Origin of the sequence: Solwaraspora sp. WMMD406 (assembly GCF_029626025.1) — a bacterium.
Taxonomy (GTDB): domain Bacteria; phylum Actinomycetota; class Actinomycetes; order Mycobacteriales; family Micromonosporaceae; genus Micromonospora_E.
Genome location: NZ_JARUBF010000001.1, coordinates 1,245,203 through 1,258,164, shown reverse-complemented (window position 1 = coordinate 1,258,164; position 12,962 = coordinate 1,245,203). Strand labels below are relative to the sequence as shown.

The window sequence follows — 12,962 nt, the reverse complement described above, 5'->3', positions numbered from 1 at the left end:
CGATCAGGGCATCCCGATCAGGGCAGTCCGACCCGGGCGGCGACCGCCGTGTCCGGGTGGTCGGCGAAGACGCCGTCCAGGCCCAGGCCGTAGAAGAGCTCGTACTCGGCGGTGATGTCGCCGCGCGCGGTCGGATCGGTGCCGATCCGGTGGTCGGCCGGCAGGAACTGGTTCTCCGCCCGGAACGTCCAGGCGTGCACCACCAGCCGGGCGCGGTGCGCGTCGCGGATCAGCGTCGTCGGGGTACGCAGGCGGCCGGTGGCGTCGCGCGGCACGATCAGGTCCTTGTTGGGGCCGACCCCGTCGGCGTACCCGGCGATCCACCGCAGGCCGGCGGGGGTGGCAAGGTCGGCGTAGGTGCGCGGGTCGCCGTCGACGGTGAAGTCGTACGGTCGGCCGCTGGAGTTGAGCAGCTGCACCAGCCGTACGTCGGTCATCCGGCTCAGCTTGCGCAGGTTGGCCGTCTCGAACGACTGGATGAACACCGCGTCCGTACGGCTGGTGAGCCGGTTGCGGCGCAAGGTCGCGACGAGCGGTTCCTCCAGCGGCAGGCCGATCGACTGGAAGTAGGTCGGGTGCTTGGTCTCCGGGTAGATGCCGATCGTGCGGCCGAGCCGACGGCTCTCGGTCCGGGCCAGGTCGATGATCTCCTGCAGCGTCGGCACCGGGAACTGGCCGTCGAAGACGGTGTTGGTCGGACGAACCTGCGGCAGCCGTTCGAGGGCCCGCAGGGTGCGCAGCTCGGCCAGGGTGAAGTCCTCGGTGAACCAGCCGGTGACCGAGACGCCGTCGATGGTCTTGGTGGTACGGCGGTCGGCGAACTCGGCCCGGTCGGCCACGTCGGTCGTACCGGAGATCTCGTTTTCGTGCCGGGCGACCAGCACGCCGTCGGCGGTCGGCACCAGGTCCGGCTCGATGTAGTCGGCGCCTTGCCGGATCGCCAACTGGTAGGCGGCCAGGGTGTGCTCCGGGCGGTAGCCGCTGGCACCTCGGTGGGCGATCACCAGTGGAGCGGCCTCGGCCTGTGGCTTGCCTCGTTGGGCCGGCCGGGTCGCGGTCGCGGCGGCGGGGATGGCGACGGAGGCCAGCAGCGCGCCGGCGAGCAGCATGATCGGAAGGGTACGCGGCAACGTCGTCTCCTTGGTCGGTGACCTGATCGGCGCCCCGGGCCGGGTCCGGTGCCGACCCGGGTGGGTCGGGATGCGAGGTCCGGGGTCCGGGTCCGGGGCGCCGTTCGCGCCAGTGAAACCCGCCCGGACGACGTACGGACGACCGCCAGTCGACGTACGGGCAGTCGACCGCTGACCGCAAGATGAAAGCCGATCAATCTCCAGTGTGGGCGGTTTTGAGATGGTATGACAGTTCTGATGCGCCGGCCGTTACGAAACCCCGCCCGGATCGTGCCGATCGCGTTCCTCGGCGCCATCACCGTCGGTACCGGCCTGATGATGCTGCCGGCGAGCCGGTCCGGACCCGACCCGGCACCGTTCGTCACCGCGTTGTTCACCGCCACCTCGGCGGTCTGCGTCACCGGGTTGGCCGTCACGGACACCTCGACCTACTGGTCGCCGCTCGGGCTGGCGCTGATCACCGTGCTCACCCAGCTCGGCGGATTCGGAATCATGTCGCTGGCCACCCTGCTCGGCCTGCTGATCTCGCGCCGGCTCGGCCTGCGCAGCCGGCTCACCGCGCAGGCCGAGACGAGCAGTCTGGGCCTGTCCGACATCCGCCAGGTCCTGCTGCGGATCGCCCTGATCATGCTGGGCTGCGAAGCGGCGATCACGCTGCTGCTGGCCGGCCGGCTGTGGTCGGCCTACGACTATCCGCCCGCCCGCGCCCTCTGGTACGGCCTGTTTCACGCCGTACAGGCGTTCAACAACGGCGGATTCGCCCTCTACTCCGACGGGCTGGTCCGGTTCGTCGGTGACGCGTGGATCTGCCTGCCGTTGATCATCGGCGTGGTGATCGGCGGACTGGGCTTCCCGGCGCTGTTCGAGCTGGTACGGGAACGCCGGCGACCGGCACGGTGGTCAGTGCACACCCGGTTGACGATCTGGGGCACGCTCGCGCTGATCTGCGCCGGCTTCCTGTGTTTCCTGACCTTCGAGTGGACCAATCCGCGTACCCTCGGCCCGCTCGACCTGCCGAGCAAGCTGCTGGCCGCGCTGTTCCAGGACGTGATGACCCGGTCCGGCGGCTTCAACACGGTGGACACCGGGGCGCTCAACCCGGAGACCACGGCGATCTCGATCGGAATGATGTTCATCGGTGGCGGCAGCGCCAGCACCGCTGGCGGGATCAAGGTCACGACGTTCTTCCTGCTGGCCTTCGTCATCTGGTCGGAGCTGCGCGGCGAGCACGACGTGGTGATCGGCCACCGCCGGATCGCCGGGGCCAGCCAGCGGCAGGCGCTCACCGTGGCGCTGATCGGTGTCGCCCTGGTCGGAACCAGCACGCTGGCGCTACTCAGCCTCACCCACCAGTTCGCGCCCGAGCAGGTGCTCTACGAGGCGACGTCGGCCTTCGCCACCGCCGGGCTGTCGACCGGCATCACCGGCGACCTGCCGGCGGCGGCGCAACTGCTGCTGGTCGTGTTGATGTTCGTGGGTCGGATCGGCAGCGTCACGCTGGGTTCGGCGATCGCGTTGAACACCCGGAGGAAGCGGTTCCACTATCCGGAGGAGCGACCGATCGTTGGCTGACCGTACCGCCACCAGGGCGACCAGGACCATCGTGATCATCGGGCTCGGCCGGTTCGGCGGCCAGGTGGCCGACTCCATGCTGCGGATGGGATTCGACGTGCTCGGTGTCGACAGCCACGCCGGGGTCGTGCAACGGTGGGCGGACCGGTTGACCTACGTCGTGCAGGCCGACTCGACCGACACCGAGGCGTTGCGACAGCTCGGGCTGCACGACTTCCAACGGGTGGTCGTCGGGATCGGTTCGGACATCGAAGCCAGTGTGCTCACCGTGCTCAGCCTCACCGAGATCGGCGTACGGGACGTCTGGGCCAAGGCGGTCTCGGGAAAGCACGGCAAGATCCTGCGCTCGGTGGGTGCCGCCAACGTCATCTTCCCGGAGGCGGCGATGGGCGAACGGGTCGCCCACCTCATCACCAGCAAGATGCTCGACTTCATCGAGTTCGACGACGGCTTCTCCATCGCGGAGACCCGGATCCCGGCCGACGCGGTCGGCCGCCGTCTGGCCGAGGCCGGCATCCGTTCCAGGTACGGGGTGACGGTCATCGGGGTGAAGGTGCCCGGTGAGCGGTTCACCTATGCCCGCCGGGAGACAGAGCTGCCGCAGGGCGCTCTGCTGATCGTCTCCGGCACCACCGAGCAGGTGCAGCGCTTCGCCGCCAACACCTGAGCGCCGTCAGGTGTCGCCCGGCGCGGCGGACCGGCTGGTCATCCCGACGACCGTCACCGCGCAGTCGGCATCGTCGAGCTGGAACGCCAGCGGCAACGGGTTCGCCGCCTGATAGGTCCCGTCGACCTGGATCACGGTGGACGAGCCGACCGGCAGCGGTCCGGCGTCCGGCGCCGGTCGCAGCCGTACGGTCGCGCCGTCCTGCTGCCAGCGCACCGCCTCGACCGCGCCGAGCCGCTGGTCGCCGGGGAACACGAAGCGCAGCGACCAGTCGGTCAGCTCGGCCGTACCGGTGTTGGTGACCTGGACCGCCGCGACGAACCGCTCCCCGGTGTCGTCGCGGACCTGGTAGTCGACCTGGCACGGAGCCGGCGACTGGGCGGTCAGACCGAACGGCGGCGCGGCGACCGCCTGCCGGGCCCGTTCGGTCGCGGTGGACGGCGCGGCACCGGCCCAGACCAGGGTGCCGACCACCAGCACCCCGATGCTGATCATGGCGGCCTCGGCTCGACGCTGCACCCACGACGTACGGAGTCGGCGGCGGCGGGGTGCCCCCGGTGTCGCGGGTGGACTCGGGGTCGTCGGTGCCGCCGGGGCCGGCCCCACGGCACCGTCCGGACCGGCGGCCACCGCGACCGGAACGTCGACCGGTATCTCGACCGGAACATCCAGATCCATGACCGCCGGATCCATGACCGCCGGATCCATGACCGCCGGATCCATGACCGCCGGATCCATGACCGCCGGATCGTCGTCCGCCGAGCCGGCGATGTCCAGGCCGGTGACCTCCAGGCCGCTGGTGACGCTCACCAGATCGGATTCGGGCAGGGCTGCCGTCGCGGCGGCGGACCCACCGCCGGCCTCCGGCGTGGCCTGCAGCGGCAGGGCGACCATCGACGGGGACAGCCCGGCGTTCACGCCGACCGCCGCGGCGAGGATCTTCGCCACCTCCTCGCTGGTCGGCCGGTCAGCCGGCCGCTTCGCCAGACACCGGTGGGTGAGTGCGACGACCTCCGCCGGCAGCCCGGCCACCGGAGGCATCGGGTCCGGCGCGGTGTGCAGGTGCGCCCGGAGCATCTGGGTGATGGTCGCCGCCTGCCAGGGCAGCCGGCCGGTGAGCGAACGGTAGAGCAACAGCCCGACGGCGTAGACGTCCGTCGCGGGTGACACCTGGCCGCCGTTGAGCCGCTCCGGGGCCAGGTACGCCGGGGTGCCGAGCAGGTTCCCGTCGGGCCCGACGTCGTTCTCCCCGGCGAGCGCCGAGATGCCGAAGTCGACGACCTTCACGCCGGTGCTGGTGAGCATCACGTTGGCCGGCGTGACGTCCCGGTGCACCACGCCGCTGGTGTGGGCGGCGGCGAGTGCCGAGGCCACCTCGGCGCAGGCGACCACGGCGGTGCGCCACGGCAGCCGGTGCTCCCGGCGCAGCCGGGCGGCCAGCGACTCGCCGTCCACCAGCTCCATCACCACGTACGGCAGGGTGGCGTCCTGGCGGACGGCCTCGCCGTAGTCGTAGACGTTGGTGATGTGCGGGTGACACAGCCTGGCGGCGGCCTGCGCCTCCACCCGGATCCGGTTCCGTACCACCTGATCGGGGGCGAACTCCGGGGCGAGGACCTTGACCGCCACCTGACGGCCGAGGATCTCGTCGTGGCCGCGCCAGACCACCGACATCCCGCCGACGCCCAACCGCGCGATCAGCCGGTACCGATCTCCGAGCAGCTGCCCGCCGCCGTCCGCCGGCTGCCCGCCGTGTGCCACCCCACCCATGGTCTGGGAGTTGCCCGATCTGCGGCTTACTACACCTGGCTGCGGAAACGTCAGGCCTTCGGTGGAACAGGTGGTGGGATCAGGTGTGGATCAGGTGGTGGATCAGGTCGTGGACCGGCCCGGTGGATCAGGGAGCGACCAGGAGTTGATCCACCGGGGCGTAGTCGTCGCTCAGCGGCTGGGCGCCGGCCACGAAATCGGTCAACTCGGCACCGGACAGCATGAGGTACTCGTCACCCACCGTAGCGGTCAACCGGGCCCGGACCTCGTCCAGCGGCAACGGCTGGTCGGCGGCGATGATCACGAAGTTGCTGCCGCCGGCGAGCGTCATCGCGTCCGGCCGGGTGACGAGCGCGACCTCGGGGAACTCGGCCGCCACGGTGGCCAGCTCCGCCCGGATGAACCGCAGCGGCGGGTAGTCGATGACGTTCTGCACGTAGATCCCGTCCGGGTGGGTCACCCGGCGGATCTCGGCCATCATCTCGCGGGTCGCCAGATGCCAGGGCACCACCAGATGCCCGAACGCGTCGCCGACGACCAGGTCGGCGCTGTCCGTCGGCGCGGCGGTGACCAGGACCCGGGCGTCCCCGACGACCGCTTCCAGGTTTGGACCCGGCCGTACGTCGAGCTCCCGGATGCCCAGGTCGACGAGGCCGCCGTCGATCTCGTAGACCGTGCTGCGGGTGCCCGGACGGGTCGCGCCGAGGTAGCGGGGCATGGTGAACCCGCCGCCGCCGATGTGCAGCGCGTCGATCGGTTCCCCGGGCGGGGCCAGCACGTCGGCGACCGCGCCGATCCACTTGGTGTAGGCGAACTCCAGGTGGGTGGGGTCGTGGAGATCGACGTACGAGTGTCGGGCCGAGTTGAGCAGCAGCAGCAGCCCGCCGTCGCGGTCCGGATCGGCTTGGACGGTCGCGCAGTGGTACTCGGTCTCCACGTCGCACGGGTCGGGGGCGATCACCGCCAGCGTCGCGACGATCAGCCCGACCGCCGCGATCGCCGCGCGGGTCGCGACCCCGGTCCGGCCACCCGGACCGGGCACGGCGGCCGCCGGGTCCGCCGGACGACTCCGATGCAGGTGTACGCCGAGCACGATGCCGCTGACGCCGAGCAGCAGCGCCAGACCGATCATGATCACACTGCTCGGTAAGGTGGCGACCAGGAAGAACCCGGTGCCCAGGGTGGCGGTGATGGCGCCGAGCGTCCCGATGCTGGACAGCTTGCCGACCACCTCGCCGGTGCGGCGCAGGTCGCCGAGTTGCAGCTTGATGACCAGTGGCGTCACTGCGGACAGCAGGGCCGCCGGCAGCACCACCGCGACCATGGTGAGCAGCAGGATGCCGGCCACCGCGCTGCCCCGCAGCAGCTCCCCGGCGTACCGGACGAGGGGCAGGGTGATCGCGGTGGTGATCGCGGCGAGCACCAGTGCCGCCGGAATCAGCGGACGCGGGTCGCGGCGGTCGGCGAGCCGGCCACCGGCCCAGGTGCCGTACGCGATGGCGCCCAGTGCCACGCCGATGACCGAGCTGTTGGTCTGCAGGGTCACCCCGACGTACGGGCCGACCAGCCGTAGCGCGACGATCTCCAGCACCAAGACGGCGCCGCTGGAGACGAAGACCAGGGCGGCGGCGAGTCCGGGACGCAACGGCGCGGGCGGTGCGTCGACGACGTCAGGTGGTGGCGAGTCCATCGCTGTGATGGTACGCATCCCGGCTGGGCCGGGTGCCGGGACTGGCGCGGCCGGTGCCGGAACTGGCGCGCCGCCTACAACATCGACAGGTGCACGTGGTTGGTGTGGTCGCCGGCCGGACTTCCGCCGCCGTTGTAGGAACTCCAGCCGTTGCCGGGCATCCAGATCTGGCGATACCAGATGACGTAGAGCACACCGAGGCGATCGGCGTTGTTGACGTAGTAGGCGGCAAGGTTGTTGCCGTACGTGCGGTTGTCGCCGGTGGCGTCACGATTTTTGAAGCCGCCGGATTCGGCGGAGAAGTCGCAGGCCCGGCCCTTGGGGTGTTCGCCGCTGCCGCCGTTACGGAAACAGGAGACGTAGCGGGTGAACCCGGCGGTTTTCGCCTGGTTCATCGCGTGCAGGGTACGCGGAGTGATGCAACCGGAGGTGGTGGGGTCGTCGACGCTGCAGGATTCCGACGGCCAGGATCCGTCGGAGTTGCGGGGTGCCGGATTGGCCGCCGCCGAATTGGCGCTGACGAAACCGCCGCTGGATCGGCTGCCGACCGCCGCCAGGGCGCGCTGGGCGTCCTGCTTCTTGCGCGCCATGATGGCGACCTGTTTTTCCTGCTCGCGTACCTCGTTGTCGATCGCGGCCTTGGCCCGGGCGGCCTGTTCGTGGGCTTCGGCGAGGGCCCGCAGGTTGCGCCCTTCACGCTGGGCCATGACTTCGAGGCCGGCGGCCCGTTGCAGCATCGCTTCGGGTGAGGCGCTGTTGAGCAGCATGCCGACCGAGCTCAGCCGACCCAGTCGGTACGACTCGGCGGCCATCAGACCGATCTCGTCGGTGAGCAGGGACAACTCCAGCTGCAGGCGTTCGAACTGTTCGGTGAGTTCGCGTTGCCGTTTCTTGGAGTTGTCCAGCTTGGCTTTGGCTTCGATGTGGCCCTTGGAGGCGGCTTCCAGCACTTCCCGCAGGCTCTTGTCGTCGCCTTCGTCGGGAGTGCTGGGCGCGGCGACCGCGGCGGCGGCCGGTCCGACGATCGCGAACGCGGCACCGGCGAGCAGTGCGGCGGTGACGGCCAGCGCTGCCACGGTGGCTGTCCGGACCCGCCGGTGCTGCCGTGGCGGTGCCGTCACGGGCAATGCCGTCGTGCCGACCAAAGCTGGCCCTCCCGAGTCCGCTCGGTGATCTGGCGGCGAGTGGGCCGCCAGACGTAAACCGCCGGTAGCTTACCGAACTTCGTGGCCAACGTCCGGGCACGAACCACGGCTTCGCATTACCACATCATGCAGATGGTGCGCAGCCATCCCCGAACTATTACTTCCAGCGTTGAACTGATTACCCAGAATCGCTATGCCGCGCCCCGGCGTCACGATGCCCGCGCTCCGACGTCGCTATGCCCGCGCGCGCCGGAGCGGGTGGCACCGGGCGGCCACACACCCGACAGCCCATCTGATAAAGATAGGCTAACCTAAATCGCGCATCGAGAGGAAGCCGGTGCCACGCTCCGAGGCCCACGTCCAGACCAGCCACGCGCGCCGCTATCTCACCCAGTTGTGCGAGCACTTCGCCCTGGCCGTACCGGCCCGCTGGACAACCGACGACGGATTCGTCGACTTCGGTTCCGGCAACTGCCGGTTGACCGCCGGCGACGACAAACTCCTGCTGCACGCCGACGGCGTCGACACCATCCACCTCGCACAGGTCGAATACCTCGTCGGCGAACACCTCGAGCGGTTCGGTGCCCGGGAGAGCCTGGCCGTCGACTGGCGTCGCGCCGACCGTGGTACGTCGGCCGACGACCCGAGCGTCGGCCGACGTACCACGGTCGGCGAGTGTGACCCGACCTCCGGCGAGCGTTGAGGTCCGAGCCGGGTCACGCGTCGGTCAGCAGCGCCCCTCGCAAGTCCTGCCACGCCGACTCGGTCCGCGCCACCAGCAGACCACCACGGTCGTCGGTGAAGTCGTACGCGCTGCCGTCGAACCGCAACGCGACGCCACCGGTCTCCCGTACCAGCAACGTGCCCGGCACGTGATCCCACGGCAGCGTCCGCCAGAAGATCGCGAAATCCTGCCGACCGGCGGCGATGTCCCAATGCTCCCGGCCGGCGCAGTGCAGGCCCGGCAGGACCGCCCCCACCCGGGCAGCACGAGCGGCCACCGTTGCCCGGGCCCGCGCCGGCAGATACCGCAGCGGCGCCGAGCCGCGCAGCGTGCGCAGTGGCGGCCGATCGGACGCGACCGGCAGCCGTACGCCGTCGACGAAACACCCCGACCCGTGCTCGGCGACCGCCAACGAACCCGCCACCGGGTCGAAGATCCAACTCGCCACCGGCGCACCGGCCCGCAGCAGGGCCACCATCATCACGAACGGGTGCCGACCGGCGGCGAAGTTCGCCGTACCGTCGATCGGATCGACCAGCCAGACCGACCCGGTGTCCCGGAGCCGGCCGAGCAGGCGGGCATCCGCCGCGACGGCCTCCTCCCCGACCACCGCCGAACCCGGTAGCAGCCCCAGCAGCCCGGCGGTGATGATCTCCTCGGCCTGCTGGTCGGCGACCGTGACCAGATCCCCCGGCGCCTTCTCGGTGACGTGCTCGGCCGTCAACGTGTCGAACCAGGGCAACACCGCCTGCGCGGCGGCTTCCTTCAGCAGCTCGCCTACTTCGTCGATCATGGCTCAGCCGCGCGGCGGCAGCTTCACCACGCTGACGAAGAACTCGTCGATCTGCCGGATCACCGCGATGAACCGCTCGAAGTCCACCGGCTTGGTCACGTACGCGTTGGCGTGCAGCTGGTACGAGCGCAGGATGTCCTCGTCGGCCTGGGAGGTGGTCAGCACCACCACCGGGATCCGGCCGAGTTCGTCGTCCTTCTTGATCTCGGCCAGCACCTCACGCCCGTCACGACGGGGCAGGTTGAGATCCAGCAGGATCAGATCGGGCAGCGTCACGTCGGCGTACTTGCCCTCCCGACGCAGATAGGCGAGCGCCTCCGCGCCGTCGGAGACGACGTTGAGCCGGTTACGCACCTTGTGCTCCTCGAACGCCTCCTGGGTCATCAACACGTCACCCGGATCGTCCTCGACGAGCAGCACCTCGATCGGGCTCTTGCCATCCGCCGGTGCGGTCATCGCAGCCTCCTTCACGACACCGTCTCCTTGTCCGCGCCCCGCACGGCCGACGACGCCTTCGTCTCCGCGCCGTCGACCGACGACGCCTTCGCATCCTGACCGTCAGCCGACGGACCGTCGGCTGCCGCCGCACCTGGCTGCCCGGCCTGCTCCTGGGCCACCGGAAGCGTAAAGCGGATCGCCGTACCCTCGTCCACCTGGGGGTCCACCCAGATCCGGCCGCCGTGGTACTCGACGATCTTCTTGCCGATCGCCAAACCTATTCCGGTACCCGGATAGGCGTCCTTGGAATGCAGCCGCTGGAAGATCACGAAGATCTTGTCCGCGAACTCCGGCTCGATCCCGATGCCGTTGTCCTGGCAGCTGATCTCCCACTCGTCGTCGACCCGGCGCGCGGTGATCTCCACCCTCGGTGGCACCTGCGGCCGGCGGAACTTGAACGAGTTGCTGACCAGATTGACCAGCAGGTTGGTCAGCAGCGGCTCCTCGCCGACCACCACCGGCAGCTGCGACCAGATCAGTTCGCCGCCGGCGTACTCGCGGCTCGGCTCGGTCTGGCTGGCCACGTCCGACATCACCTTGTTGAGGTCGACGTCGGTGAACCCGCTGGTCATCCGGCCGATCCGGGAGAACGCCAACAGGTCGTTGATCAGCCGCTGCATCCGCTGCGCGCCGTCCACCGCGAACGCGATGTACTGGTCGGCCCGGGCGTCGAGCTGACCGGCGTAGCGGCGCTGCAGCAACTGGCAGAAGCTGGCCACCTTCCGCAGCGGCTCCTGCAGGTCGTGCGAGGCGACATAGGCGAACTGTTCCAGGTCACGGTTGGACCGGACCAACTCCTCGGTCTGCTTCTGCAGCTGGGCGTTGACCCACTCGATCCGCTCCCGGGCGTCACGGACCTCCGCCAGGTCGGCGGCGATCTTACGACGCATCCCGTCGATGTCACTGGCCAGCGCCGCCAACTCCGGCGGACCGACCCCTTCGATGTCACGCTGGTATTCGCCGTTGGCCACCCGCCGCACCTGCGCGGCCAACCCCGTCACCGGGCCGATCACCAGCCGGTTCAGCGACATCACCAACGCCGCCCCGGCCATCAGCACCACCACGGCGGCCACGATCAGCAGCGCGACCAACGTGTTGCTGGTCCGCCGGGCGTCGTCCGCGACCTCGTTGCGCACCGACAGGATCTCGACCTGCAACTCGTCGGTGGCGGTCCGCAGTCCTTCGAACTGGGCGCGGGCCTGGTCGTCGAGCAGCGTCTGCGCCGCGGCGGTGCCCTCGGTCCCGACCGCCTCGACCACCGGCACGGCCACTTGCTGACGCCACCGCTCGGACTGCGCGGCCACGGCCTCGAGCTGGACCTCGACGTCGCCGGTACCCTTCGCCAGCCCGGTCATCAGGTCCAGCAGTTCCCGCTCGCGGGCGACACCCGCCTCGTAGGTGGCCAGCTCCGCCGGGTCACCGGAGACGGCGTACCCACGAATCCCGGTCTCCTGATCGACCATGACGGCCAGCAAGCTTTCCGCGTTGGCCCGCAGCGGCCCGACCCGGTTGAGCAGATTGTCGATGTGGGTCCGGTTGGCGTCAGCCACCACCGCCGCGCTCCCCGCCAGCACGGTGAGCAGACCGCCGACCACCACACAGAGCACGGTGACCCGCTGCCGCAACGTCAACCGGCGCCGCCCCGACCTGGTCGTCGGGCTCATCGGCCGCCACCCCGGCTGACCAGCAGCATCGCCACGTCATCGGCGAGCGGCCCGCCGTTGACCTGCTCGGCCCGGCCGACCAGCCAACCCGGCAGCGCCGGCAACGGCACGTCACACGCCGCCGGCTCGGTCACCAGCCTCTGCAACCCGGCGACGTCCAGCCGTTCGTCGCCGTCGTCGATCCGGCCTTCGATCAAACCGTCGGTGTACATCAACAGGGACCACTCATCGGTGTCGAACTCCAGATCGAAGGCGCGGGGCGGGCGGGGGTGGACACCGAGCAGCAGACCGCCCGGAGCAGGCACCGGTGCGACCGTGCCGCCGCTGAACAACAACGGCGGCGGATGTCCCGCCAACCGTACAGTGGCCCGGTTGGCGGCCAGATCGAGCCGGACCGCGGCGACGGTGGCGAAGATCTCGCGGAGCCGCCGCTCGCTTATCAGGACCTGCTCCAGGGCCGGCAGCACCGCGTCGTCGGCCACCTTGGCCAGCACCAACGCCCGCCAGGCCACCCGCAGCTCGACCCCCAGGGCTGCCTCGTCCACCCCGTGCCCGCAGACGTCGCCGACGATCAGGTCGATCCGGTCCGGGTGGGTCTGCACCACGTCGAAGAAGTCACCGCCGATCAGCGCGGCATGCCGACCGGGGCGGTAGAAGGTGTGCACCGACACCTCGTCGGTGTCCATCAGCGGCTGCGGCAACAGGCCACGTTCCAACCGGGCCGACTCGGCCTGGCGCAGCTCCACCTCACGCAACCGGCGGGCGTTCTCGTCGGCCCGCTTGCGTTCGACCGCGTAGCGTAACGCCCGGCTGAGCAGCACCCCGTCGACCTGGCCTTTGACCAGGTAGTCCTGGGCGCCCTCGGCGACCGCGCCGATGCCGAGATGCTCGTCCTGCCGGCCGGTCAACACGCAGACCGCCGCGCCGCTGGCCAGGCTCAGCACCCGACGCAGCCCGTCCAGGCCCTGAGCGTCCGGCAATCCCAGGTCGAGCAGAACGCAGTCCACTCCGGCGATGCGCTCCCGGGCCTGGTTCAGACTGTTGGCCACCACGAGATCCACCGCGGCCTGCGCCTCGGCCAACAACTCGCCGACGAGAAACGCGTCACCCTCGTCGTCCTCGACCAGCAGCACCCGCAGCCGCTCGGCCGGCGACACGACAGCCGGCGGCCCCACGTCCGTCCGGGGATACGCCCGAGGCGGTACGACAGACGAACCGGTCATGCCGGTGCCTCACTGCTCCGCCGCGATGGTTGATCGGTATTGATGGTGGGCTCCTTATGGGTGACCCGCAGATCGTCTCCCACCCG

At 70.2% G+C, this 12,962-nt stretch carries 11 protein-coding genes; 3 read left to right on the top strand and 8 right to left on the bottom strand.

Annotation, left to right across the window (positions count from 1 at the left end):
- Positions 1-17 precede the first annotated feature (17 nt).
- A complete protein-coding gene (locus tag O7632_RS05615) occupies positions 18-1,130 on the bottom strand; it encodes a glycerophosphodiester phosphodiesterase (protein WP_278111981.1) in 1,113 nt (370 codons plus the stop codon).
- Positions 1,131-1,367: 237 nt separating this feature from the next.
- On the opposite strand from O7632_RS05615, the gene O7632_RS05610 reads away from it, so the two are divergent.
- Complete coding sequence (locus tag O7632_RS05610; protein ID WP_278119855.1) at positions 1,368-2,702, top strand: potassium transporter TrkG; 1,335 nt, start codon at positions 1,368-1,370, stop codon at positions 2,700-2,702.
- On the top strand, positions 2,695-3,369 hold the full coding sequence (locus tag O7632_RS05605; protein ID WP_278111979.1) for a TrkA family potassium uptake protein: 675 nt from the start codon (positions 2,695-2,697) through the stop codon (positions 3,367-3,369). Before O7632_RS05610 ends, O7632_RS05605 begins: the two co-directional genes overlap by 8 nt.
- 6 nt (positions 3,370-3,375) lie before the next feature.
- Here the strand turns inward: O7632_RS05605 and O7632_RS05600 are convergent, their stop codons facing one another.
- The 3 genes from O7632_RS05600 to O7632_RS05590 form a co-directional block, all read right to left on the bottom strand.
- Positions 3,376-5,139, bottom strand: coding sequence for a serine/threonine-protein kinase (locus tag O7632_RS05600; protein ID WP_278111978.1), 1,764 nt, complete (start codon positions 5,137-5,139; stop codon positions 3,376-3,378).
- 127 nt (positions 5,140-5,266) lie between these two features.
- Complete coding sequence (locus O7632_RS05595; protein WP_278111977.1) at positions 5,267-6,829, bottom strand: fused MFS/spermidine synthase; 1,563 nt, start codon at positions 6,827-6,829, stop codon at positions 5,267-5,269.
- 74 nt (positions 6,830-6,903) lie between these two features.
- Positions 6,904-7,878 carry a hypothetical protein gene (locus tag O7632_RS05590; protein WP_278119853.1) on the bottom strand — a complete coding sequence of 325 codons (975 nt, stop codon included), beginning with the start codon at positions 7,876-7,878 and terminating at the stop codon, positions 6,904-6,906.
- Positions 7,879-8,311: 433 nt separating this feature from the next.
- On the opposite strand from O7632_RS05590, the gene O7632_RS05585 reads away from it, so the two are divergent.
- On the top strand, positions 8,312-8,677 hold the full coding sequence (locus O7632_RS05585; protein ID WP_278111975.1) for a DUF2218 domain-containing protein: 366 nt from the start codon (positions 8,312-8,314) through the stop codon (positions 8,675-8,677).
- A 13-nt stretch (positions 8,678-8,690) separates the two neighbouring features.
- Here O7632_RS05585 and O7632_RS05580 read toward each other — a convergent pair whose 3' ends face one another.
- From O7632_RS05580 to O7632_RS05565, 4 genes are read right to left on the bottom strand one after another with little or no spacing between them, the layout of a single operon-like run.
- Complete coding sequence (locus O7632_RS05580) at positions 8,691-9,491, bottom strand: inositol monophosphatase family protein (RefSeq protein WP_278111973.1); 801 nt, start codon at positions 9,489-9,491, stop codon at positions 8,691-8,693.
- A gap of 3 nt (positions 9,492-9,494) precedes the next feature.
- Positions 9,495-9,947 (bottom strand): response regulator, encoded by a 453-nt coding sequence (locus tag O7632_RS05575; RefSeq protein ID WP_278111971.1) that lies wholly within the window; start codon positions 9,945-9,947, stop codon positions 9,495-9,497.
- Positions 9,948-9,958: 11 nt separating this feature from the next.
- Positions 9,959-11,653 carry an ATP-binding protein gene (locus O7632_RS05570; protein WP_278111969.1) on the bottom strand — a complete coding sequence of 565 codons (1,695 nt, stop codon included), beginning with the start codon at positions 11,651-11,653 and terminating at the stop codon, positions 9,959-9,961.
- Positions 11,650-12,876, bottom strand: coding sequence for a fused response regulator/phosphatase (locus O7632_RS05565; RefSeq protein ID WP_278111967.1), 1,227 nt, complete (start codon positions 12,874-12,876; stop codon positions 11,650-11,652). Before O7632_RS05565 ends, O7632_RS05570 begins: the two co-directional genes overlap by 4 nt.
- Between the last annotated feature and the right edge of the window lie 86 nt (positions 12,877-12,962).

Bases quoted from the DNA above. Each gene is read 5' to 3' on its own strand.
- O7632_RS05600 (WP_278111978.1), bottom strand. From the start codon at position 5,139: ATGGGTGGGGTGGCACACGGCGGGCAGCCGGCGGACGGCGGCGGGCAG.
- O7632_RS05610 (WP_278119855.1), top strand. From the start codon at position 1,368: ATGCGCCGGCCGTTACGAAACCCCGCCCGGATCGTGCCGATCGCGTTC.
- O7632_RS05595 (WP_278111977.1), bottom strand. From the start codon at position 6,829: ATGGACTCGCCACCACCTGACGTCGTCGACGCACCGCCCGCGCCGTTG.
- O7632_RS05575 (WP_278111971.1), bottom strand. From the start codon at position 9,947: ATGACCGCACCGGCGGATGGCAAGAGCCCGATCGAGGTGCTGCTCGTC.
- O7632_RS05580 (WP_278111973.1), bottom strand. From the start codon at position 9,491: ATGATCGACGAAGTAGGCGAGCTGCTGAAGGAAGCCGCCGCGCAGGCG.
- O7632_RS05570 (WP_278111969.1), bottom strand. From the start codon at position 11,653: ATGAGCCCGACGACCAGGTCGGGGCGGCGCCGGTTGACGTTGCGGCAG.
- O7632_RS05565 (WP_278111967.1), bottom strand. From the start codon at position 12,876: ATGACCGGTTCGTCTGTCGTACCGCCTCGGGCGTATCCCCGGACGGAC.